Raw genomic sequence first — 22,444 nt, 5'->3', positions numbered from 1 at the left:
CTCGAACATCTTCTTGCAACCCCCACATTCGCTTCAATCATGCACGGCATTCGGAGTGGATGTGACCTGGAGTGAGCGATGGCGGAATCGGTTTACACAGAGATTGAGGTCGCCGCGCCACAAGCGACCGTGTTCGCGCTTTTGACGGATCCGGACCAGATCGTGCGATGGATCGGGACCGAAGCGAATTTGGATGCATCGCCGGGCGGTCTGTTCCTCGTCAATGTCGGTGGTCGCCATATGGCGCGCGGTGAGTTCACCGAGGTGATCCCGGTCCACCGTCTTGCCTACAGTTTTGGTTGGGAAGACAACGAGACCGTGCCGCCCGGCTCCAGCCATGTCGAGATCGACCTGATCGCGAGGGATGCGGGGACACTGATCCGCTTCACGCACAGCGGACTGCCGAACGCAAAGGAGCGTGACAGCCACCGAAGGGGATGGGAGCACTACCTCTCAAGGCTGAAGATCACTGCCGATGGGGGACATGTCGATCCCGACGTGCCGATGAAGAATATGTGATTTTCCTCTAAGGGCCGCAGATGCTCGTAATCCGAACCAGGCGCGGCATGCGTCAACGAGGCCCCTTTGACCTGCCGTCGCCAAACCGGCCGCTCGGGAAACCCAGCGACCTGCGGGCTACCGCACCATTACAGCTGCCGGCGACGGATCGTTTCGGCGAGCTCGGCGAAGGTGCCGCTCTTGGTGCCTGCGTGGAGTTCTTGAAACTCAGCGCTTCTGGCGCAACGCCTCGGATTGAATTAGCATCCGTTCATCAAAGCTCCGGCCGCACTCCTGCAGGATGCGGAATGCGGAGCGCAGGCGAGGCCGGGCGTGGTCACATGCCGGGCGCTGATCCAAGCGCGACTGGGCATCCGAACTTCCGTTCGGCGGCAAGACGGCGTGGCCGGGAGGAAGGCAATGCAAAAACTGCAATCGCAAGGCGTCCATCACATCACGCTGGTCGGCGCCGGGCGCCAGACTTCCATCGATTTCTGGGAAGGCGTGCTCGGCATGCCCTTCATCTTCGAGCAGCCCAATCTCGACAAAGCCAGCGAAAGCCATCTCTATTTCGATCCGGGCGACGGCCGGCTGATCACCGTCTTCACCGACGAAAGCCGCACGCCGGTCAAGCGGCGCACGCCGACCGATACGGGCTGCGTCCATCACATCGCGTTTGCGGTGTCGCGCGTCACCTTTTTGCAGGCGGTCGCCCGGCTCGACGAGCGCGCCATCAAGCACAGCGGCGTCAAGGATCGCGGCTTCATGGACTCGATCTATTTCGAGGATCCGCTCGGCCTGCTGATTGAGCTCGCCTCCTACCGTTTCGAGCCGCCGGCGGGCTTCACCCATGCCGACGTGCTGATGCAGGCGCACAAGATCCGCCTCGCGCGCGGCGACTACAACATCGCCGAAGTGCACCTTGCCGATGCGATCCAAGCGCTTGTCGAGCGCTCGCGCGCAACCTTGTCGGAGGATCGCGCACCGAAAAATCCATACTGACGACACGCCAAACAAAGGGAGGACATAATGGCAAAGACAGCAACGAAGAGTGCGAAAAAGCCCGCCGCCAAGGCAGCCAAGCCAGGAGCGAAGCCGGCGGCCAAAGCTGCCGTCAAGTCAGCGGCGAAAGTGGCAAAGCCGGCGGCAAAGGTCTCCGCCAAAAAGGCCGCGAAGGCCAAGGCGAAACCGGCGAAAAAGCCGGCGCTGATGCTCAGCATGCTGAAGCCGAGCGTCAACAATATGAGCGTTCGGGTGTTTGCACGCGCCGCCGGGCTCGACCATTCCGAGACCGACGTATGGGGCCATACGCGCTCGCCCGAATATATGGCGCGAAACCCGGCCCATTTGACGCCGATGATCGAGGACAAGGGCCTGCCGAGAGGTGTCTTGTGGGAAAGCTGCGCCATCATGCAGTACCTCGCCAACAAGCACGGGCTGGAGAAACTATATCCCAAGGCGCCGGCCAAGCGGGCAATGATCGACAGTGCCATGTTCTACCTGATCGGGACGCTCTACCCCTACGTGGCGCGCGCCACTTATCCTGCACTGAATTTCCCGCAATATGCCGGCGAGGTCGGCCACAGCGACGCTCATCCCGACAAGAAGTCGGAAGCCCAAAAGGCCGCTATAGAAGCGATAGCCGAGCCGCTGGAGGTGTTTCACAGCTTCTTCAGGAACGGCAAGCCGTTCATCGGCGGCAAGAACCCGTCGATCGCCGACATCCGCCTGGCGGCGACGCTCGAATTCCTCGCCGTCATCGACTATGCGCTGCCCCAATGGGCAAAAGACTATATGGCGGCGATCGAGAAGAAGCTCGGCAAGGCCTATGCCGAGCCGGCCGGCGATGTACGCGGCTATATCGCCTATGTGCGGTCGCAGGCCAACGCCTGAGGCACCTGCAGGCCGGCGATTGTGCGCACGTTCTGCAGGAGCCGGTAATGATCTGGGGTAATTCTTTTTTGCTCTCCCCTGTTTGCACGATGTGGGGAGCTTAAGGTTTCGTTAACCGAAACCCTTTCTACTGGTATTTACCTCCAGCCCGCGACCACGGATGTACTGGCGCGGATGGAAAGCAAAGGTCGGCTACTCGCCGGCCTTTTGCTTGTTGCAGCCTGCCGAAGTTGCGGCTGACGGCGCTTCACGACGCCTGCATGGCTGATGAAGCGCGTTGCCGCCATCTTGTCATCGCCGATGTCGGCCCTACCATCGAAGTTAGTCACGTCCTCGAGGGCGGTTCAAGGACAGAGGCCCTGTCATGAAAAGCATTGCTGGAATGGTGGTGATTGCAGGCGCCATGCTGGCGGGTGCAGCCGGTCAATCGAATGCAGCGACGCTCAACACCATGCCCGAGGTCGGGGCTGCCATCCAGGCGTGCTGGACCCCGCCGGCGAATGCCGGGAATTCCACCGTCACCCTGAGCTTCAGCTTCAGGCGCAATGGCACGCTGATCGGCCGGCCCAAGCCGACCGCCATCCGCGTGGCCGGCGACGAGAAGGCACGGCAGGCTTTTGTCGATGCGGCGATTGCGGCCGTGGACCATTGCCTGCCGTTGAGCCTTTCACCGGCGCTGGCTGAAGGCATCCCGGGCAAGGTGTTCACTCTGCAATTCAACTCGCCTAAACAAAAACAGCCTGCAACGCGAGTGCAGGCTTCGCCTTGATCTTTTCCGACATCCGGATTCCACTTTTTCGGGACCTAATGCATGTCGCGCAAAGTGTGCAGCGGTTTTGAGACAACGACATGCATTAGACAAGAACCTAAGCGCGTCGCATGAGGCCCGGTCGACCGCGATGCGCTTTAGTGGCGGCTTCGTCTGGCCTCGACATGTCGCGCCAGTTCCGGCATCTCGAAGACATAGTCGCTCCAGGCCGATTCCGGTATCTGGCCGGCGAGATAGCACTCCAGCAAAAGCCTCTGCTCGTGGTCGAGTGGCCTCGGTGCGCGTTCATGGTCCAACCCAAGTGAATGGAACAGATTCCTGGTCAGGCCCGCGACAGTGAAGTGGATCGACATTTGCGGTCTCCTCCTTTGGCCGTTCAACGCCGAACTTGGGGCTAAGGTTTCAGCAACGGCCGGCCGGTAACGCCGGATTGATCGCGCTGCGGAACCAGCCGCGCGCATCAAACTTCGCCGTCGCGGGCGTCCGCCGGCGTTGCTGCCGGTTCGTCTCAATCTTGAAATAAAAATATAATATTGAATTTACGTCAGTGGATATAATACACTAGAACTAAAGTCTCTGCCGGCGGTGTGGTCTACTTTAATTGGATAAAACTGATTTAGCCAGTACTTATCCATAGTCGACAAAGAAACCCTGTTCTCGGCGCAACAAGGACAATGGTCGTTCCAATGACACGCTTCTGGCCTCTCACGATTTTGATGCTGGTGTTGGCAATAGCCGTTGCGCTCGGTACGTCCTCCTCCTATGCGGATAGCTGCGGCGCCATCAGGAGCCAATTGCTTTCGGCGGGGCGCAGCGCCGGGACCAGCCCCGAGCTTGCCCAACTGCGCCGGCAACTCGCCGCGATTCAAAGGCTGGAGAGACAGCGCCGATGCACGGCGAAAACGGCCGGCTTCTTCTTCAACCCTTGCGCCGACCTGGTCGCCAGCAAGGCGGAGGTGCAACGGCAGATCGCCAGACTGTCGAATTCGGGCAGGGACACGTCCGGATTGAAGGCCAGGTTTGTCGCGCTGGGCTGCGCCGCCCCCGCTGCCAAGAAACAGCCGGCGCAGCAGCGCACAGCACCCAAAACCCAGTCCGCAGGCGCAACAATAGGCGGCAACCGGATGCTGTTTTGCGTTCGCTTGTCGGACGGATATTTCTTCCCCGCGCCAAAATCGCAGTTCGCCAAGAGCGACGATCTGAAGGAAACGGTCGATCAGTGCCGCTATATCTGCGACGATGCCGGCGTCGACCTCTATACGCTGAGCGACGCCACTCGCGAGACCGAAGAGATGATCGCACTCGAGTCGGGAAAACCCTATGTGGAGCTTCCGGGCGCATTCCGGTACCGCGACGACGCGAACTTCAAGGCCTGCGACGTCAAGCGCTATTACCGGCGCGTCGCCGAACTCAGGGCACGAACCGTGACACCGGCCAACATGACCAACGCCATCATTCCGTTGCCGACGGCAAAGCCGGATTTTGACGTCGTCGCGGAAATTCCTGAGTCCGGCATCGAAGCCGCCGGTGCCGCTCCCGCAGGGGCAAAAACGCCGGCTGCCGAGGTGCAAGGGGCTGCCCAGCATCAGTCGATCGAAAGAGCGATCGGAGCGCGGCCGGTGAGAGTGGTCGGCCCGGCCTTTTTCCCGGCGGACTGACCTAGGCGGGCGATGTTCCGAGACGGCGAACGGCTGGCCGGATAGCCGCTTCAAGGCCTGGAGGCGCGCGTCGACCGATATCGGCTGGTTATTCGCAGACCATGCGGGCCCGTTTGCCGGGCTCGCTGACATTCCTGCAGGTGAGCGGCTTCGCCGGCTGCGATGACAGCATGGGCGGATTGTTGGCGACCCTCCTCCGTGGCGCTGCAACGGAAGCTGCGCTCCTGCGCACCGCCGGCCTTTTCGGCGTTTGCGGCGCCACTGGAAAGACGTCGGTCTCCAGCTGCGACTGTTCGGCTTGCGCCTGCGGCGAAGGCCGGTCCCAGAACCGGCGAACATCGAGCGGCTTGGGAATGATCACGGTGCCGTCATAGCTGCGCGCGCAGCCGCTTCCCAGAGGCAGCGCCAGGCACAGGAAGACAGGCAGAATCCGTCGAAACATCAGCAACACCCCTGCAAGCTTATAACGCTGCTTCGGCCTAACCGACAACCGGCGGAATAGTGCAGAGGGAGTAGGTACGGTGAGGTAGAATCGTCGCACTTCCAGTCGAAGGCCCCGCTCGAACGAGCGCCGGGTCGGGCGCGGATGGAGGTCCAGCGCGAGTTAAACCTTGCGATTCGTCAACGCTTCCAGCGTAAGGCCATGGTGCGATCGCACCATACCAAAGCCGCGCTCAGTGGCGACAATGGGATATTCGAAGTTCCGCTCCTCCAGTTACGGGCGGGAGCAGCGACCGCCGGCAAGAAACAGGGTCAGATTTACCCCAACGGACCTGTTTCGGCGATGGCGCGGCCATGACACGTTCTGGCTGCATGCAACGCGCTCCCGTCCGGCTTTTTTTCTTTTAAAGCCGGTGGCTGCGATCGCCGAGCAGACGATGCCGGCCGGAATTCACGCAAGCTGCTGATTCCAGCGGCAAACCGCGGCCCATGCCGACAAAGGCCGCGGCCGCTCCTTCTTAACCCGGCTGGACGACGTTACCGGAGCGACATGAAACTGTCATGCGACTGTAATAATCGGGGGCTATTGGCCTCAGCGGGCGCCGGAGGAATGGCGCCGAGAGACCATATTCCGAACAGGAGCAGGCCACATGAGACATTTCATCCGCTCGGCGGCCGTTGCGATTGCAATGGCTGCGGCGACGACCACCCTCACCCTGTCCGCCGCGCTCGCCGCGGACATCTCCGGCGCCGGCGCCACCTTCCCCTACCCGATCTATGCGAAGTGGGCCGACACCTACAAGAAAGACACAGGCGTTGGCCTTAACTACCAGTCGATCGGTTCCGGCGGCGGCATCAAGCAGATCAAGGCCAAGACCGTCACCTTCGGCGCTTCGGATGCGCCGCTCAAAGGCGAAGAGCTTGAAGCGTCCGGACTGGCTCAGTTCCCGATGGTGATGGGCGGCATCGTTCCCGTCGTCAACCTCGAAGGCATCAAGCCGGGCGAGTTGGTTCTCGACGGCCCGACGCTGGCCGACATCTTCCTCGGCAAGATCACGAGCTGGGATGACGAGGCGATCAAGAAGCTCAATCCCGACGTCAAGCTGCCTTCGCAAGCGATAGCGGTCGTTCACCGTTCCGATGGTTCGGGCACGACGTTCAACTTCACATACTACCTCGGCGACGTCAGCGCGGACTGGAAAGAAAAGGTCGGCGTCGACAAGGCCGTGGAATGGCCCGTTGGCATCGGCGCCAAGGGCAATGAGGGCGTTGCCAACAACGTCTCCCAGACCGGCGGCGCGATCGGCTATGTCGAATACGCCTATGCCAAGCAGAACAAGCTCACCCACACCGACATGATCAACAAGGACGGCAAGAAGGTCGAGCCTGCCGCGGCGGCGTTCTCGGCGGCAGCGGCCAATGCCGACTGGAGCTCGCAGCCGGGCTATGGCGTCATCCTCGCCAACGAGCCGGGCGCCGAGTCCTGGCCGATGACGGCGGCGACGTGGATCCTCCTGTACAAGAAGCCGGACGACGCCGCGACCACCGCCGAAGCCCTTAAATTCTTCGCCTGGGCATATGACAAGGGCGACGAGATGGCCGGCGAGCTGGACTACGTTCCGATGCCCGACAAGGTGGTCGAGAGCGTCAAGGCCATGTGGGCCAAGGAAGTCGTCGGCAGCGACGGCAAGCCGCTCTACTCGGCTATGTAATCTCCTTCAGGGAGGGCGTCGACGGCGCCCTCCCTGTTGCCTTCAATCGCGAGGACCCAATGACCATCGCTTCCGATGCCATGCCATCATCTGCAGCAGCCCGGGCGAGGGAAGCTACGGTCCGGCGCTTCGCGCTCACAGATGCCATATTCCACGGACTCACCCGCGCTTCCGCAATTCTGGTGCTGGTCATCCTCGGCGGTGTCGCGATCTCGCTGTTTGCTGGCTCATGGCAGGCGCTGTCGTCCTTCGGTTTTTCTTTCCTGACGACTGAGAGCTGGAATCCGGTCACGGAAAAATTTGGCGCACTGGCGCCGATCTACGGCACCCTGGTAACGGCGGCCATCGCCATCCTGATCGCGGTTCCGATCGGCATCGGCATTGCCGTGTTTCTCACCGAGCTCTGCCCGCGCCCGCTCAGGCGCCCGATCGGCATAGCGGTCGAGCTATTGGCCGGCATTCCGTCGATCATCTATGGTATCTGGGGCCTGTTCGTGTTCGCGCCGTTCCTGCAGACGACGATACAGCCCTTCATCATCAACATCTTCCACGGCGTGCCGGGACTATCCAGCCTTTTCGCCGGCCCTCCTTACGGCATCGGCCTTCTGACCTCGGCGCTGATCCTCGCCATCATGGTGTTGCCCTTCATCACCTCGATCACCAAGGACGTCTTCGATACAGTGCCGGCGGTGCTCAAGGAATCGGCCTACGGCATCGGTTGCACGACTTGGGAAGTGACCCGGCGCGTGGTCATTCCCTATACCCGCATCGGCATCATGGGCGGCGTCATGCTTGGCCTCGGCCGGGCGCTCGGCGAGACCATGGCGGTGACCTTCGTCATCGGCAACGCGCACCGCATCAGTGCCTCTCTGTTCGCGCCGGGCACGACGATCTCGGCGACCATCGCCAATGAATTCACGGAGGCCGACGGCGACCTCTACACCTCCTCGCTGGTTTCGCTCGGCCTGATCCTGTTCGTCATCACCTTCCTGATCCTTGCCGCCGCCCGCTATATGCTGATGCGGATCGACGCCCGTACGGGAGCCTGACCGATGTCGACATCCTCATCGCTCCACAGCCGCCGCAAAGCCAGGAATTCGGTGATGATGGCGCTTTGCGTCGTCGCCGCCGGCATCGGGCTTGCCTGGCTGGCGCTCATCCTCGGCGCGCTGGTCTATAAGGGTACAGCCGGGCTTTCGCTCGCGGTCTTCACCGAGATGACGCCACCACCCGGCGAGGCCGGCGGCCTGCTCAATGCCATCGCGGGCAGCCTGCTGATGACGATCATCGCCGTTGTCGTCGGCACGCCGATCGGCGTGCTGGCGGGAACCTACATGGCCGAGTATGGACGCTTTTCGCGCATCACCACCGTCGTCCGCTTCATCAACGACATCCTGTTGTCGGCGCCGTCGATCATCATCGGCTTGTTCGTCTATGAGCTGATGGTGCGGCCAATGGGACATTTCTCGGCCATTGCCGGCGCCGTGGCGCTTGCCATCCTGGTCATTCCGGTGGTCGTGCGCACCACTGAAGACATGCTCAACCTGGTACCGAACGCGTTGCGTGAAGCCGGTGCCGCGATCGGCGCGCCGCGCTGGGTGGTGATCCGTTCGGTCGCCTATCGCGCCGCATTGTCCGGCATCGTCACCGGTATATTGCTGGCGATAGCACGCATTTCCGGCGAGACGGCGCCGCTGCTCTTCACCGCGCTCAACAACCAGTTCTGGAGCAGCAATATCAACGCGCCGATGGCCAGCCTGCCGGTGACCATCTTCCAGTTCGCTCTCAGCCCTTACGAGGAATGGCAGCAGCTGGCGTGGACCGGCGCACTCATAATCACCCTGACGGTTCTGGGCTTGAGCATCCTCGCCCGCAGCCTTACCGGACGCAGAGAGGACAGATGACACAGATGTTGTCCCCGGACATGACGATGACCGAAACGGTCGCCGAGAAGACGAAGATCGAGGTCAAGAACCTCAACTTCTACTACGGCCAGAGCAAGGCGCTAAAGGACATCAGCCTGTCGCTGCCCGAGCGCAGCGTCACGGCCTTCATTGGGCCTTCGGGCTGCGGGAAATCGACGCTGCTGCGTGTGTTCAACCGCATCTATGAGCTCTACCCGAAACAGACAGCCGAGGGCCAGGTGCTGCTCGACGGCCAGAACATTCTCGACCGGTCGCAGGATCTCAACCTCCTGAGGACCAAGATCGGCATGGTGTTCCAGAAGCCGACACCGTTCCCGATGTCGATCTACGAGAACATCGCCTTCGGCGTCAGGCTCTATGAGAATCTCGGCAAGTCCGAGATGGACGGCCGCGTCGAACAGGCATTGAAGCGCGCCGCGCTGTGGAGCGAGGTCAAGGACAAGCTCAACGCCAGCGGCTTGAGCCTGTCCGGCGGCCAGCAGCAGCGGCTCTGTATCGCCCGCACCGTGGCCGTGAAGCCGGAAGTCATTCTGCTCGACGAACCGGCTTCGGCGCTCGACCCGTTGTCGACGGCCAAGATCGAGGAACTGATCGACGAATTGCAAGCCGACTACACGATCGTCATCGTCACTCACAACATGCAGCAGGCGGCGCGCGTGTCGCGCCAGACCGCCTTCATGTATCTGGGTGAGCTGGTCGAGTTCGACCGGACCGAGAAGATCTTCACGTCGCCCCGCGAGAAGCGCACGCAGGACTACATCACCGGCCGCTTCGGCTGAGCCGTTCCGATCATGCATATGAGGACAGGACCATGGGCGAACACACAGTCGCTTCTTTCGACGAGGATCTCGAGCAGATCAGCAAGCTGATCCGCGACATGGCCGACCTCGCCGGTTCGATGGTCGGCGGGGCGACCAAGGCCTTGTTGAATTCCGACAACGTGCTGGCGCAACGCGTCGTTTCCGACGACGCCATCATGGATGCGCGTCAACGCGAACTGGACGATCGCGCCATCACCCTGATCGCCAAACGCCAGCCGATGGCCCACGATCTTCGCCATGTCGTCGGAGCGATCCGTATGGCCGGCGACCTCGAACGCATCGGCGACCTTGCCAAGAACATCGCCAAGCGTGTGAGTGCGGTCGGCCTCAGCGTCACGCCGCGCGACCTGTCGCATTCCATCGACGCGATGGCGCAGCTGGTGCTCATCCAGGTGCAGGGCGTCATTGAGGAATATGCCGCAGGCGATGCGGCCGCGTTGGCCAAGCTGCGTGCCGCAGACGAGCGCATCGACGTCAAATACACGTCCGTGTTCCGCGAGCTCTTGACCTATATGATGGAAGATCCGCGCAACATCACCGCTTGCACGCATCTGCTGTTCTGCGCCAAGAATCTGGAGCGGATCGGCGACCATGTCACCAACATCGCCGAAAATGCGTATTATGTGCTGACCGGCGAGCAATTGCCGGTCAATCGTCCGAAGCAGGACGAAACGACAATGTCCGCGCCGGTGACATGATGGGGGTGCCCAGCCGATGATCGCACCACGCATAATGGTGGTGGAGGACGAGGAGCCGTTGGGTGTGCTGCTCCGCTACAATCTCGAATCCGAAGGCTACCAGGTCGAGGTGGTGACACGCGGCGACGAAGCCGAGATCCGTTTGCAGGAGAATGTGCCTGACCTTCTGGTGCTCGACTGGATGATACCAGCGGTTTCCGGCATCGAGCTCTGCCGCCGGTTGCGGGTGCGCCCCGAAACCGAGCGGCTGCCGATCATCATGCTGACCGCGCGCGGCGAGGAGAGCGACCGGGTGCGCGGTCTTTCGACCGGCGCCGACGACTATCTGGTCAAACCGTTTTCGACACCGGAATTCATGGCCAGGGTCAAGGCGCTGCTGCGCCGCGCCAAGCCTGAAGTGCTGTCCAGCGTGCTGAAGGTCGGCGACATCGTGCTCGATCGCGAATCGCACAGGGTCTATCGCAAGAAGAGCGAGATCAGGCTCGGGCCGACCGAATTCCGGCTGCTCGAGTTCATGATGCGGCATCCGGGCCGCGTCTTCTCGCGCAGCCAGTTGCTCGATAATGTCTGGGGCGAGACGATCTACATCGACGAACGCACAGTGGACGTCCATGTCGGCCGGCTGCGCAAAGCCGTCAACAACGGCCGCATGCCGGATGTCATCCGCACCATCCGCGGTGCCGGTTATGCGATCAGGGAAGATTGACCCGCCTGGTCAGGCTACGTGCTTTCTGACGCCGGGCCTCATTTGCGCGCCCGGCGCGAAAATCTCCTGGTCGACGAAGCTTAACGCCCGCATCGCGCAGCCTTCGCGGATCAGCGGCAATTCGTTTGGTTCGGTGTCGAAGGAGATCGAGCCCGAATGCTGGCCGCCGGCGGTCTGGGCGATGGCCTGGCGCAAGGCCGGCTCGATCAGATCGAAGGCGGCGGCACTGGCGCCGACCATCGCGACCGGCGCCGGATCGATCAGCGCGAACAGCGAGCCGAGACCGAAACCCAGCGCTTCGCCGGCCTTGCGGTAGGCCTCGCGTTCCGGCCCATCTTTCTCGCGCGCCCGGGCCGCCAGTGCGCGCATGTCGGCGTCGCTGACGTCGGCGATGGGTTCGCTGTCTTCGCTCATCTGCCTGGCGTTGCGCCAGATGGCATAGTTGCCGGCATAGGCCTCGATGCAGCCGCGCCGCCCGCAACGGCAGAGCGCGCCGCCCGGACGATGGATCATGTGGCCAAACTCGCCGCCCGAGGAATGCGTGCCGGTGAACAGCTCGCCCTTCAACACCAGCCCCATGCCGATGCCGTGCGAAAGCAGGATGGCGATGAAGTCGTCACGATAGCGATCCGGATCGCGCCAGCGCAAAGCCACCGCCATCATGTTGCAATCGTTCTCCACCGTGGCCGGGATGCCGAATTCGTCTTCCAGCATGTCGGCAAAGGCGATGTCGGTCTGCGGCGTGATCGGCGACCACAGCATGGCGCGTGCAGGGGAGTCGGTAATGCCCTGAATCGCCAGGGCGATGCGGGCGACACTGCGGACGTCAAGGTCTGGATCCTGCAGCCGGCGCCGGACGACGGCCATGCATTCACGGATCAGCTCGTCGCGCGGCATGGTCAGCGTGTCCAGCCGGCGCTGTTCCTCGGCGACCACCTGTCCCGCATAGTTGATGATGGCGGCCGACAGGAAATTCAGCGACAACACCACGGTCAGCACCGCCGCCGCTTCCGGGTTGAGGGCGAGGCCGACCTGCGGACGACCGCGTTTCAACGAAACGGGCTCGCTTGCCTTGCTCTCGGCGAGGATGCCTTCCCGTATCAGGTCGGAGGAGATCGCCGATATGGTCGAATGGCTGAGGCCGGTGGCTGCGGCGATCTCCGTACGCGATGGCTGGCCAACCCGGCGGACTGCCGAGATCACCATCGCCCGGTTGCGCCGGCGCAAATCGTCATGGCGGATTCCGACCGACATCGTTTTGCTTTCCTCCCGGTTGCCGCGGCCGCTCATGAACCGGAAGCCGTCGGTAATGTCCGACAAATAGTGTCGGATGCAGGCAAATAGTGTCAGATGCAGGTGGCGCTGTCATCGTTTATTCCGACGCTCGAAAAAACTCTCAGACTCATCAAAATCCATCAGAATCGATGTTGACAGCAGCCGGAGATCGGGCCAGTATTTTTTCGAGGCTCGAAAAAATTAGGGGCCTCTAAGCTGGTCTTTGGGCCAATGGTCACGCCGTACGCGGCGCAGGGAGGATATGATGAAGAAATTCACGACCGCCATTCTGGCGGGTGTCGCCATGACGCTGGCGCTGGCGTCGGTGGCGCAGGCTAAAGACAAGGTCATCGGCGTTTCCTGGTCGAACTTCCAGGAAGAGCGCTGGAAGACCGACGAGGCCGCAATGAAGGCGGCCATCGAGGCCGCCGGCGACAAGTATATTTCCGCCGACGCACAGTCCAACCCCGGCAAGCAGCTCACCGACGTCGAGAGCCTGATCTCGCAGGGCGCCAACGCACTGATCATCCTGGCGCAGGACGCCTCGGCCGTCGGGCCGGCCGTGCAAAAGGCGCTGGACGAAGGTATTCCGGTTGTCGGCTACGACCGGCTGATCGAGAACAAGGACGTCTTCTACCTGACCTTCGACAACAAGGAAGTCGGCCGCATGCAGGCCCGCGAAGTGTTCAAGGTGAAACCGGAAGGCAACTACGTCTTCATCAAGGGCTCGGGCGCCGATCCGAATGCCGATTTCCTGTTTGCCGGTTCGATGGAAGTACTGAAGGACGCAATAGACAGCGGCAAGATCAAGAATGTCGGCGAGGCCTATACCGACGGCTGGCTGCCGGCCAACGCCCAGAAGAACATGGAACAGTTCCTGACCGCGAACGACAACAAGGTCGATGCAGTGGTCGCGGCCAATGACGGTACTGCCGGCGGCGTCGTCGCCGCATTGACGGCGCAAGGGCTGGCCGGATCTGTTCCGGTTTCGGGCCAGGACGGCGACCACGCCGCGCTGAACCGCATCGCGCTCGGCACGCAGACCGTGTCGGTGTGGAAGGATGCGCGCGAGCTCGGCAAGAACGCCGCCGAGATCGCCTCGCAACTGGCCGACGGCAAGCAGATGACCGACATTGCCGGCGTGAAGGATTTCACCACGCCCGGCGGCAACACCGTAAAATCCCTGTTCCTGACCCCGGTCGCCATCACCAAAGATAACCTCAACGTCGTCATCGATGCCGGCTGGATCAAGAAAGAAGAGGTCTGCGCGGGTGTGGCGGCGGGCACTGTTGCGGTCTGCAACTGACCCGACGTTTCCGAGAAGTCCGAACGCCGCGGCCGCTCGCCGCGGCGTTTTTTCAACAAGAGTTGTTTTTCCGCTTCCGGCGGATAACTTCTAGGCTGCTTCCGGCATCCGCGGCAGACGGCAACCCGGCGGGAGAAACATAATGACCGACACGACTTCCAACACGCCGGTCGACAGCTCGACCGCAGACCGGGCGCGGGAATCCGAGCTCGGCATCGTTGCCCGATTTCTCAAGGCAACCGAACTCGACACGCGCATGCTCGGCATGGTCGGCGCGCTGCTGGTCATCTGGGTCGGCCTGCATGTCGTTTCTAGCGTACGGCTCGGCGTCAATCCGTTCGAGTTCGACAGCCGGACCTTCCTGACGCCACGCAATCTCTGGAACCTGTCGGTGCAGACTTCCGCCGTGACCATAATGGCCGCCGGAATGGTGCTGGTTATCGTCATGCGCAATATCGACCTGTCGGTCGGCTCCGCCGAAGGCCTGATCGGCGTGGTCATGGGCTTTGCGCAGGTGCATTTCCTGGTGCGAATGGTCGGTCTGCAATTAGGCAACCCCTGGATCTGGATCGTGGCGCTGGCCATCGGCCTGGCGCTTGGCCTTCTGATCGGAGCGTTCCAGGGATACATCATCGCTTATCTCGAGGTGCCGGCCTTCATCGTGACGCTGGGCGGCCTTCTGGTCTGGCGGGGTGCCGCATGGTGGGTCGCCAGTGGGCAGACGATTGCGCCGCTTGATGCCACTTTCCAGCTGATGGGCGGCGGACCGGCGGGTTCGATCGGCGCGCGATGGAGCTGGATCGTCGGAATTGTCGCATGCCTTGCGGTTATGTTCATGCTGCTCAACGGGCGGGTGCAGCGCAAGCGGTTCCGCTTCCCGTTACGCCCGATCTGGGCCGAGACGTTCCTCGGGGCCGTCACTTGCCTTGTCATCATGGGCGCCATATGGCTCGCCAATTCCTATCCTTGGCCGGTCGGCATCGTGAACAGATATGCGGCGGCCAACAATATAACCGTTCCCGAAGGCGGGTTGTTCATCGCCCATGGCATCGCCATACCCGTGCTGATGGCTGTAGCCGTAGGGCTGATCATGACCTTCATCGCCAAGCGTACCCGTTTCGGCCGCTATGTCTTCGCCATCGGCGGCAATCCGGAAGCAGCCAACCTTGCCGGTATCAACACGCGCTGGGTGACCATGAAGGTGTTCATGATCATGGGCGTGCTGGCGACGATCGCCGCAGCGATCTCGTCAGCCAGGCAGAACTCGTCGACCAATGCGCTGGGCACGCTGGACGAGCTCCTGGTTATCGCGGCGGCGGTGATCGGCGGCACGTCGCTCGCCGGCGGCTCCGGCACCGTGCTCGGCGCCATGCTCGGCGCGCTTTTGATGCAGTCGCTGCAATCCGGCATGGTGCTACTCGGCATCGATTCGCCGCTGCAGAGCATTGTTGTCGGCGCCGTGCTGGTGGTCGCGGTGTGGCTCGATACCGTCTATCGCAAACGGGTCTGAGCATGATCCCGCAAGGTGGAAACCGGCTTTCGGACAAGATCATGCTCAAGCAGGATCTATAGGGAGGAAGAACAAGCATGGCAGACAAGACCGCTCCCACGCCGCTGATCGACATGCGCAACATTTCGATCGCCTTCGGCGGCATTCGCGCCGTCGACGATGCCTCGGTCGATCTTTTCCCGGGCGAGGTGATGGCTTTGCTCGGCCATAACGGTGCCGGCAAATCGACGTTGATAAAAATCCTGTCCGGCGCCTACAAGCGCGATGCGGGCCAGATTTTCGTCAACGGCGAGGAGGCTTCGATCTCCAACCCCCGCGACGCCAAGAAGTACGGCATCGAGACGATCTACCAGACGCTGGCGCTGGCCGACAATGTCGATGCGGCCGCCAACCTGTTTCTCGGCCGCGAGTTGATGACCGCCTGGGGTACGCTCGACGACGTCGCCATGGAGGCTGAGGCGCGCAAGGTGATGGGTAGGCTTAATCCGCGTTTCCAACGCTTCAAGGAGCCGGTGGTAAAGCTCTCGGGGGGCCAGCGGCAGTCGGTTGCGATCGCCCGCGCCATCCTGTTCAACGCCCGCATCCTGATCATGGACGAGCCGACGGCGGCACTCGGGCCGCAGGAGACGGCACAGGTCGGCGAACTGGTCAGGCAGCTCAAAGCCGACGGCATCGGCATCTTCCTGATCAGCCACGACATCCATGACGTGTTCGAGCTTGCCGACCGTGTCTGCGTCATGAAGAACGGTCGGGTTGTCGGCACGGCACGCACGACCGACGTCACCCAGGACGAAGTGCTCGGCATGATCATCCTCGGCAAGTGCCCACCCGGCGCCATTCCGGGGCCGGGCGCCCTGAAGATCGCCGTATGAATGAGAATTAGCCGGCTAATCACAAGCCGCCAAAATATGCCAGCCGTCACCATGCTTTGGCCTCGCCATTGTGTTGGCGTCGGGACTTGCCCATAAAGATGCCGAACCGTCCACGGGACGTATCAGCAATTGAAGAAGCTTTTTCCGACCGTCGCTTTTATCGCCGTCGCGCTGATCAGCCTGACGATGGCGGGTTTTGCCTATTTTGCCACCCAGGAGGCGGCCCGCATAAAATTCGAGGCGACGGCCGACGACGCGCTTAACCGGATTGAAAGCCGCATCGACCTGGACCTGTCGCTGCTGCGCTCAACCCGGGCGCTGTTCGACGCGCGCAATGGCGGTATCTCGCAAGGCGAGTTCAAGGCTTTCTTCAAAGCGCTCGACATCGACAATAATTTCGCTGGCCTGCGCGGCATCGGCTTCCTCCGCCTGGCGAAGACGGGAAACGAGGCGGCGGTCGAGCGCGATATCCTGCACGATCACGGCGCAAGCCATCCGATCTATCCCGACACGAACTTGCCGTGGCGTACGCCCATCGTGCTGTTCGAACCGCTGGATCCGTCCAATAAATCCAGCATCGGCTACGACATGTTTGCCGGGCCGGTGCAGCGCGAGGCGATCGAAAAGGCGATGGCCGACGACCAGCAGCATGCCAGCGGGCTCGTGCAGCTCGGCAAGGATACGGGTGCCGCGCAGACCTTTGCCGGGTTCCTCGTCTTCGTCCGGCTCAATGTGGAAACCGCGCCGGACGCCGTAAACGCGTCGAGATCCTCGACTGCCGGCTTCCTTTATGCGGCCTTCCGCGCCCGTGACCTGTTCCAGGCTGCGCTCAGCCGGGCACCATTGCTGCCGGTCAACACCGAGATCTATGACGGCACGGTGGACAGCGACAACCTGCTGTTCCAGTCGGAAACGCCGCCTGTTTCGAGCCTCGGCGACAGGCTGCTGGTCACCCGCAAGATCACGGTCGCCGGCCGGCAGTGGGTCGTCCTGTTCAGGCCGACAAGTGCTTTCTCGCAACCTTCCTCGCGCGCCATCCCGGTGATGCTCGGATTGTTCGGGCTGCTGCTTGCCGGCGCCATTGCGCTGGTGGCCCGCTATCAGGAGCGGGCCTATGAGGCGGTCTCGCTGCTTCACGAAACGACCGAAAAGAGCCTGCTGGAAAAAGACCTGATGCTGCAGGAGATGAAGCATCGCATCAAGAACTCGATCACGCGGGTGCTGGCAATCGCGCGCCAGACAGCATCGCACACCGCCGACGTCCAGGAATTCTCGACGTCTTTCTCGGCCCGGCTGCAGGCGATGGCGGCTTCCCAGGACATGTTGACGCGCTCACGCTGGCAGAAAGCCGATCTCGGCGACCTGCTGCGCATCGAGCTTGGCCAGGTGTTCGGCAGCGAGCTTCCTGAAGGGCTGTTGTCGGGACCGGAGGTTCTTCTCGACGAAAAGACGACGCAGGCACTCGGCCTCGTCTTTCATGAACTGGCGACGAATGCGCTGAAGCATGGCGAGGCCGGCAATTCAGTCGGTGCGCTGAAGGTCGACTGGTCGCTCGAAGGCCGCGGCGGCGCCCGGACATTGGCTCTCAACTGGCGTGAGGCCGGTCAGAAGAAGCTCGAGACACCGGCAAAGAGCGGTTTTGGCACCAGACTGATCGATCTCAATGTCACACGCGAATTGCGTGGCACAATCAGGCGCGATTTTCGCGAAGATGGCTTGAACGTCGAAATCAAGGTTCCGCTGCCGGCCTGAAACGCCGCCTCATGACCCGCGTCGCAACAGCGCCTTAAAAGGGCAAACGCGGAGACAGGTGGCCCGTCTCCGCGTTTGCTGTTCGCCTGGAGCTCGAAACTAGTTGCAGCGAGCTGTGTAGATCCGGCCGTGACGATCTCTGTACTGGCAGTAGCCATTTTGCAGACGGCGAACGAGCAGACCGCCAATCGCACCAGCGCCGGCGCCGATCAAAGCGCCCTTGCCGCCGCCGACAGCGCCGCCAATGAGCGCGCCGCCCACAGTGCCGATACCCACGTTCTCTTCCGTGGTGGTGCAGCCGCTGACCGCAACCACGGCAACCATGGCAATAATCATCTTCCGCATGGAGTCATCCTCACTTTTGTCCTCACTTTAATAAGCTCCAGCCGCCATTTAGCATGAAAGTACGGCCTTTGCCCGCACGATTTCATTGTTGATTAAGATAGTCTTTTTCGGGGCGTGCGCCGTTCGATGCTACCACGAACCCGGAAATCTCCAAGGACGCATCGAGCGTGCCGTCGGGACGCACGTTCCAGATGATGCTGTCATAGTCGTCCTCGAGCGCAGGATCGACGGCAAGGCATCTGGCGACGACATATTGGGCTTGGCCCTGCAGGTCGATGACCGCGAATGGGCGCGCGGTCATGCACTCGGCAGTGGTTTCGAAAACGCTTACCGGCGCCGGCAATTCACGGCACGCGGTCATGGCATTCGAACAGCCGACAACCAGCAGCAAGGCGGCAATGTGCTCCATGGCGGGACCCTCTCGCCATGGAAACGGCCAAAATCCCTCAAAGTTCCTGTGACGACAGAGCGATCAAGCAGACGTGAGCAGCGGAAGCCGGCGGCGGACCTTGGCGAGCTCGATCAGATCAGCTGGGACGCGGCGGTCAGGACGATAGCGGCCATAAGCGCGACGGCGGCGAAGCGGAGGGGCGATGCACGAGGCGCGGGCGCTGCGGACGCGTCGGGATCCTGAAAACCGCTCATCGAGACGCGAGCGGCGTGTTCCAGTCTGTTCAAGTCGGCAGCCGTCAAGGCCCATTCCTTTCATATTGTGCCAAACTCAATCGATGTCCGGTGGATCGGCACGTTCGGACAGGATCGGACCTTATGGTGAACAGTCGGTTAAGGTTGGCGATGCGTAGCAAGCCTTCTCGCGCCGACCGCCGTTCGTTCAATCCGTCTCGAAATTGCCGTGAGGAACGACAAGGCGGTATTCGAGGCGGTTCCCGGTGATCTCAAGTGTCGCCGTTCCATTCAAAGAAGTGGGCACGACGCGTTCAAGCGCGACGCTGCCAAAACGCTTCTCGCTACGTTGATTGTCGTTGGCTCCGATCACTTCGGCCCATGTCAGCGACAGCGCAGGCTCGCCAGCGGAAGCTGCCGTCAGATCGGCCGTCACCTCGACGAAACCGTCGCTGCGCGACAGTGCGCCATAGCTGACCGAATTGACGGCGAGCTCATGCATGGCCAAGCCGATGTGCAAGGCGGCATTGGGGTTGAGATATGGATTTGCGCCGCGGAAGCGTAGGCTGTGCAAGGGGTCCGCGCCGTACCTGCCGACCTGACCGGAAACCAGCTCGCGCAGCGCCGCTCCCCGCCAATTGGATGACGTAACCAGGTCCTGCGAGGAGGCCAGCGACTGCAATCGGCCCCGGAAACGCGTCAGGAAATCGTCAATGCTGCCGGAATAACGGCCCGTCTGGGTGGCGATGCTCTGGATGATGGCCAAAAGGTTCTTGGAGCGATGACTGACTTCGCGCAGCAGCGCCTTCAACGTCTGCTCCCGGCGTTTCTGCTCGGTTGTTTCGACCATGGTGGTCACGACGCCCTGCACCGCGCCGGTCTCGCTGCGGTCGGCGTCTATCCACACCTGAAACCAGCGGGCGCCGTCATCGGCCGGCACGCTGAGTTCGAGATGTTGAGGATTGCCGGAGACGATGACGTCGTGCTTAGCGGCGCCGATACGCTCCGCCTGCGCCGGCGGCAAGATGCCGTTGTTGTCGGAGGCATCGGAAGTCCATGGGGCGCGCATGTTGCGCGCCCACACCGTCTTCATTTCGCGATCCTGGTATAGGACGGAAATCCCGGCATTGTGCAGTGCATGGAGAAGTGCCCGGCCAAGCTGCATTCCGCTTTCGGCGGGATGCAAAGCGATGATCTCATCACTCTGGCCGCGGTCTTTCATTTTTCCGACTCTGGAACGCATCGGTCAATTTGCTCAACCCATGTCGGGCTGAACGGCTCGCGGAAAAATGGGTTCCAAAAGGAGGAGCTTCGTATCAAGCCTTAAAAAGCGGTCCGCCGAGCGGCATCCCGTTAGAGGACACTGCCCGGCGGTGGCTGGAAACCGTTTGAGGGGTGCGGCTTCCAGTGTTCGCTTGAATGGCCGCTTGGCATTCACGCTCGTCTGATCAGGCCGGCAATAAGCGATATGATCAGGAAGGCGAGAAAGATGAAGAACAATATCTGCGCTATACCGGCCGAGGTGCCAGCGATACCGCCGAAACCAAGCGCACCGGCGATGATCGCCACGACGAGAAATACGAGCGCCCAGTAAAGCATGATCCATCTCCTTCCAATGCTGCGGTGAAAACGTGATTCGCCTCCGTTTGTTCCACCATTTTCCGAAAAAGACGATGCTGAAAATCGTTATGGCCCGAATTGCTGCGGTGTGTGCGAAAAGGTCCTCGTCAGGTTCGGCAGCAGTTGGCTGTCGTGTGTTAAGCCGGCGTCACGCCCCCATCCGGTCCAAGGGGAGTGGCTATCCCACACCCTGGCGGCCGCAACTCGGCCGCTAGCTGTTTTATGCTGCGGCTTTCGCGTGCCGGTCAAAGAACAGGGCCTGGCTGATAAGAGCCTTGACCATATCCGGATTGAACGGCTTGGTGACGAGGAAAGCCGGTTCCGGCCGCTCGCCGGTGAGCAGGCGCTCGGGAAAGGCGGTGATGAAGATCACCGGCACCGAGGTCGACGATAGGATCTCATTGACGGCCGCGATGCCCGAACTGCCGTCGGCAAGCTGAATATCGGCAAGCACCATCTTTGGCCTCGCCTTGCCGAACATCGCCACCGCCTCGGCGTGGGTGCGCGCCGTTCCGACGACGCGGTGGCCGAGGCTTTCGACCATTTCTTCGATATCCATGGCGATCAGCGGCTCATCCTCGATGATCAGCACGTCGGTTGCCACCTGACGAGAGATCTCGTTGCTCGCCTGCGCGAGAAGTTCGGAGAATTCCTGTTCGTCGACGTCGAGAATCTCCGCCGCCTCGTCTTCGCTGAAGCCTTCGACCGCGACCAGCAGAAAGGCTTGGCGGGGACGAGGCGCAATTGCATTCAGATTGGCTGCGGCGCGCTGTTCCCATGCCGACTGGGCATGCTCCTGCGGAACGCGAATGGCCACTGAGGTGAAGAGCTTGGCAAAGACCTTGTAGAGCGCGATGCGGTCGTTCGATGCGTCCGGAAAGATGTCGACATCGGCAATGATGGCCTCGAGCATTGCGGCGACCAGCGCGTCGCCGCTCTCCTGCGATCCGGATACGGCGCGCGAGAAGCGGCGCAGGAACGGCAGGTGCGGAGCGATGGTTGCTGATAGGCTCATATCGGACGTCTCCCTCATATGACGTGATTGCATGTTATAGCTAAAAACGGCTCGCAACCCCAAAGTTAGAAACGCGGGTTGTGCGAAAAAGTTCCGGTCATGCGGAACTAAGTATGCGGGCTGGCGTTTAGGGCGGGGTTGGGCAACCAGACGAGGCTGCCGCTTGCCTTGCGTTATGTGTTGAAGGGCGGCTTAAGGCTGGGACAAAGGGCGAAATGAAGAACATGACGAAAGCTACCACGGCTGGCGTTGGCAACGGGCGCCGGGCTGCTTCCCGCGACCCGCTTGGGCCGAACTCGGAAATCGGCCGCAAACTCAAACAATACTACGACGAGCTGGTCTCCGACAATGTGCCGGATCGCTTCGCCCAACTGCTCAGCCAGTTGGAAAAGGCCGAACCTGTGCAAAAGAAGGACTGAGGCATGGCGGCCGTCTCCCAGGGCTTCAAGACCGACTTGCTCGGCTCGATCCCGAGCCTGCGGGCTTTTGCCGTGTCGCTGACGCAAAACGCCGACAAGGCCGACGACCTGGTGCAGGAAACGTTGGTCAAGGCCTGGGACAAGCATGAAAGCTTCCAGCCCGGCACCAATCTGAAGGCATGGCTGTTCACGATCTTGCGCAACGAATTCTATTCGCAGATGCGCAAGCGCGGCCGCGAGGTGCAGGACAGCGATGGCGTCATGACGGCCAGGCTTGCCGTTCATCCGGCCCAGCACGGCCAGCTTGACCTCGAAGACTTTCGCGGCGCGCTCGAGTTGCTGCCCGAAGACCAGCGCGAAGCCATTATCCTCATCGGCGCATCGGGCTTTTCCTACGAGGAAGCGGCCGAGATCTGCGGTTGCGCCGTCGGAACGATCAAGAGCCGCGTCAGCCGCGCCCGCACTCGGCTGCAGGAAATCCTGAAGATCTCCGGTGAAGACGAGTATGGCCCGGACGCAATTTCGGCTCAGGTAACCGGGTCGACGGCTGCGTGAAGCGTGGCCGTGTTCGAACCGCTCCGCGCC

At 61.7% G+C, this 22,444-nt stretch carries 26 protein-coding genes; 17 read left to right on the top strand and 9 right to left on the bottom strand.

Features of this window, described 5'->3' with window-relative positions; translation table 11 throughout:
- Positions 1-78 precede the first annotated feature (78 nt).
- From NKI95_RS03830 to tolA, 4 genes are all read left to right on the top strand, one after another.
- Positions 79-519, top strand: coding sequence for an SRPBCC family protein (locus NKI95_RS03830; protein WP_023678521.1), 441 nt, complete (start codon positions 79-81; stop codon positions 517-519).
- 399 nt (positions 520-918) lie between these two features.
- Positions 919-1,500: a VOC family protein gene (locus tag NKI95_RS03825; protein ID WP_292655582.1), complete on the top strand. Its 582-nt coding sequence runs from the start codon at positions 919-921 to the stop codon at positions 1,498-1,500.
- A gap of 27 nt (positions 1,501-1,527) precedes the next feature.
- Complete coding sequence (locus tag NKI95_RS03820) at positions 1,528-2,391, top strand: glutathione S-transferase family protein (RefSeq protein WP_352714298.1); 864 nt, start codon at positions 1,528-1,530, stop codon at positions 2,389-2,391.
- Positions 2,392-2,773: 382 nt separating this feature from the next.
- Positions 2,774-3,160: a cell envelope integrity protein TolA gene (gene tolA, locus NKI95_RS03815; RefSeq protein ID WP_352714585.1), complete on the top strand. Its 387-nt coding sequence runs from the start codon at positions 2,774-2,776 to the stop codon at positions 3,158-3,160.
- Between the two features lie 137 nt (positions 3,161-3,297).
- On the opposite strand, the gene NKI95_RS03810 is transcribed toward tolA, so the two are convergent.
- Positions 3,298-3,513: a hypothetical protein gene (locus NKI95_RS03810; RefSeq protein ID WP_254816566.1), complete on the bottom strand. Its 216-nt coding sequence runs from the start codon at positions 3,511-3,513 to the stop codon at positions 3,298-3,300.
- A gap of 333 nt (positions 3,514-3,846) precedes the next feature.
- Between NKI95_RS03810 and NKI95_RS03805 the strand changes: the two genes are divergently transcribed.
- Positions 3,847-4,818, top strand: coding sequence for a DUF2865 domain-containing protein (locus NKI95_RS03805; protein ID WP_352714296.1), 972 nt, complete (start codon positions 3,847-3,849; stop codon positions 4,816-4,818).
- A gap of 88 nt (positions 4,819-4,906) precedes the next feature.
- Here NKI95_RS03805 and NKI95_RS03800 read toward each other — a convergent pair whose 3' ends face one another.
- Complete coding sequence (locus tag NKI95_RS03800) at positions 4,907-5,260, bottom strand: hypothetical protein (protein WP_352714294.1); 354 nt, start codon at positions 5,258-5,260, stop codon at positions 4,907-4,909.
- Positions 5,261-5,909: 649 nt separating this feature from the next.
- On the opposite strand from NKI95_RS03800, the gene pstS reads away from it, so the two are divergent.
- From pstS to phoB, 6 genes are read left to right on the top strand one after another with little or no spacing between them, the layout of a single operon-like run.
- A complete protein-coding gene (gene pstS, locus NKI95_RS03795) occupies positions 5,910-6,971 on the top strand; it encodes a phosphate ABC transporter substrate-binding protein PstS (RefSeq protein WP_352517601.1) in 1,062 nt (353 codons plus the stop codon).
- Between the two features lie 59 nt (positions 6,972-7,030).
- Complete coding sequence (gene pstC, locus NKI95_RS03790; protein WP_352714292.1) at positions 7,031-8,020, top strand: phosphate ABC transporter permease subunit PstC; 990 nt, start codon at positions 7,031-7,033, stop codon at positions 8,018-8,020.
- A 3-nt stretch (positions 8,021-8,023) separates the two neighbouring features.
- Positions 8,024-8,875, top strand: a complete 852-nt coding sequence (gene pstA, locus NKI95_RS03785; protein WP_023678532.1) for a phosphate ABC transporter permease PstA — start codon at positions 8,024-8,026, stop codon at positions 8,873-8,875.
- Complete coding sequence (pstB, locus tag NKI95_RS03780; protein WP_352468947.1) at positions 8,872-9,675, top strand: phosphate ABC transporter ATP-binding protein PstB; 804 nt, start codon at positions 8,872-8,874, stop codon at positions 9,673-9,675. Before pstA ends, pstB begins: the two co-directional genes overlap by 4 nt.
- Positions 9,676-9,707: 32 nt before the next feature.
- Positions 9,708-10,415, top strand: a complete 708-nt coding sequence (gene phoU / locus NKI95_RS03775; protein ID WP_254816572.1) for a phosphate signaling complex protein PhoU — start codon at positions 9,708-9,710, stop codon at positions 10,413-10,415.
- Positions 10,416-10,431: 16 nt separating this feature from the next.
- Positions 10,432-11,121: a phosphate regulon transcriptional regulator PhoB gene (gene phoB, locus NKI95_RS03770; RefSeq protein WP_031212149.1), complete on the top strand. Its 690-nt coding sequence runs from the start codon at positions 10,432-10,434 to the stop codon at positions 11,119-11,121.
- A 9-nt stretch (positions 11,122-11,130) separates the two neighbouring features.
- Here the strand turns inward: phoB and NKI95_RS03765 are convergent, their stop codons facing one another.
- Positions 11,131-12,375, bottom strand: a complete 1,245-nt coding sequence (locus NKI95_RS03765; RefSeq protein WP_352714290.1) for an ROK family protein — start codon at positions 12,373-12,375, stop codon at positions 11,131-11,133.
- 286 nt (positions 12,376-12,661) lie between these two features.
- On the opposite strand from NKI95_RS03765, the gene xylF reads away from it, so the two are divergent.
- The 4 genes from xylF (at position 12,662) to NKI95_RS03745 (ending at position 17,836) form a co-directional block, all read left to right on the top strand.
- The gene (xylF, locus tag NKI95_RS03760) at positions 12,662-13,702 is read left to right on the top strand and encodes a D-xylose ABC transporter substrate-binding protein (protein ID WP_352714288.1); all 1,041 of its coding nucleotides are present in this window, start codon (positions 12,662-12,664) and stop codon (positions 13,700-13,702) included.
- A 142-nt stretch (positions 13,703-13,844) separates the two neighbouring features.
- Positions 13,845-15,212 (top strand): sugar ABC transporter permease, encoded by a 1,368-nt coding sequence (locus NKI95_RS03755; protein WP_352714286.1) that lies wholly within the window; start codon positions 13,845-13,847, stop codon positions 15,210-15,212.
- Between the two features lie 77 nt (positions 15,213-15,289).
- Positions 15,290-16,084 carry an ATP-binding cassette domain-containing protein gene (locus tag NKI95_RS03750; protein ID WP_352714285.1) on the top strand — a complete coding sequence of 265 codons (795 nt, stop codon included), beginning with the start codon at positions 15,290-15,292 and terminating at the stop codon, positions 16,082-16,084.
- A 129-nt stretch (positions 16,085-16,213) separates the two neighbouring features.
- Complete coding sequence (locus NKI95_RS03745; protein WP_352714283.1) at positions 16,214-17,836, top strand: CHASE domain-containing protein; 1,623 nt, start codon at positions 16,214-16,216, stop codon at positions 17,834-17,836.
- A gap of 99 nt (positions 17,837-17,935) precedes the next feature.
- Here NKI95_RS03745 and NKI95_RS03740 read toward each other — a convergent pair whose 3' ends face one another.
- From NKI95_RS03740 to NKI95_RS03715, 6 genes are all read right to left on the bottom strand, one after another.
- The gene (locus tag NKI95_RS03740) at positions 17,936-18,181 is read right to left on the bottom strand and encodes a YMGG-like glycine zipper-containing protein (RefSeq protein WP_006328050.1); all 246 of its coding nucleotides are present in this window, start codon (positions 18,179-18,181) and stop codon (positions 17,936-17,938) included.
- Positions 18,182-18,263: 82 nt separating this feature from the next.
- Positions 18,264-18,590, bottom strand: coding sequence for a hypothetical protein (locus NKI95_RS03735; protein ID WP_352714281.1), 327 nt, complete (start codon positions 18,588-18,590; stop codon positions 18,264-18,266).
- 113 nt (positions 18,591-18,703) lie between these two features.
- On the bottom strand, positions 18,704-18,874 hold the full coding sequence (locus NKI95_RS03730; protein ID WP_352468954.1) for a hypothetical protein: 171 nt from the start codon (positions 18,872-18,874) through the stop codon (positions 18,704-18,706).
- A 139-nt stretch (positions 18,875-19,013) separates the two neighbouring features.
- Entirely contained in the window at positions 19,014-20,048 is a 1,035-nt protein-coding gene (locus NKI95_RS03725) for a sensor histidine kinase (protein WP_352451150.1), read from the bottom strand.
- Positions 20,049-20,239: 191 nt separating this feature from the next.
- Positions 20,240-20,404 (bottom strand): DUF1328 domain-containing protein, encoded by a 165-nt coding sequence (locus NKI95_RS03720; protein ID WP_023678541.1) that lies wholly within the window; start codon positions 20,402-20,404, stop codon positions 20,240-20,242.
- Between the two features lie 241 nt (positions 20,405-20,645).
- Positions 20,646-21,440 (bottom strand): response regulator, encoded by a 795-nt coding sequence (locus NKI95_RS03715; RefSeq protein WP_023678542.1) that lies wholly within the window; start codon positions 21,438-21,440, stop codon positions 20,646-20,648.
- Between the two features lie 215 nt (positions 21,441-21,655).
- Here NKI95_RS03715 and NKI95_RS03710 point away from each other — a divergent pair, with 215 nt between their 5' ends.
- Both NKI95_RS03710 and NKI95_RS03705 read left to right on the top strand, forming a co-directional pair.
- A complete protein-coding gene (locus NKI95_RS03710; protein WP_023720919.1) occupies positions 21,656-21,859 on the top strand; it encodes a NepR family anti-sigma factor in 204 nt (67 codons plus the stop codon).
- Positions 21,860-21,862: 3 nt separating this feature from the next.
- The gene (locus tag NKI95_RS03705; protein ID WP_023678544.1) at positions 21,863-22,414 is read left to right on the top strand and encodes a sigma-70 family RNA polymerase sigma factor; all 552 of its coding nucleotides are present in this window, start codon (positions 21,863-21,865) and stop codon (positions 22,412-22,414) included.
- Positions 22,415-22,444 lie beyond the last annotated feature (30 nt).

This window comes from Mesorhizobium sp. M0306 (assembly GCF_040321655.1).
GTDB lineage: Bacteria > Pseudomonadota > Alphaproteobacteria > Rhizobiales > Rhizobiaceae > Mesorhizobium.
The sequence above is the reverse complement of the archived record's forward strand: the minus strand, read 5'-3'. Positions and strand labels throughout refer to the sequence as shown.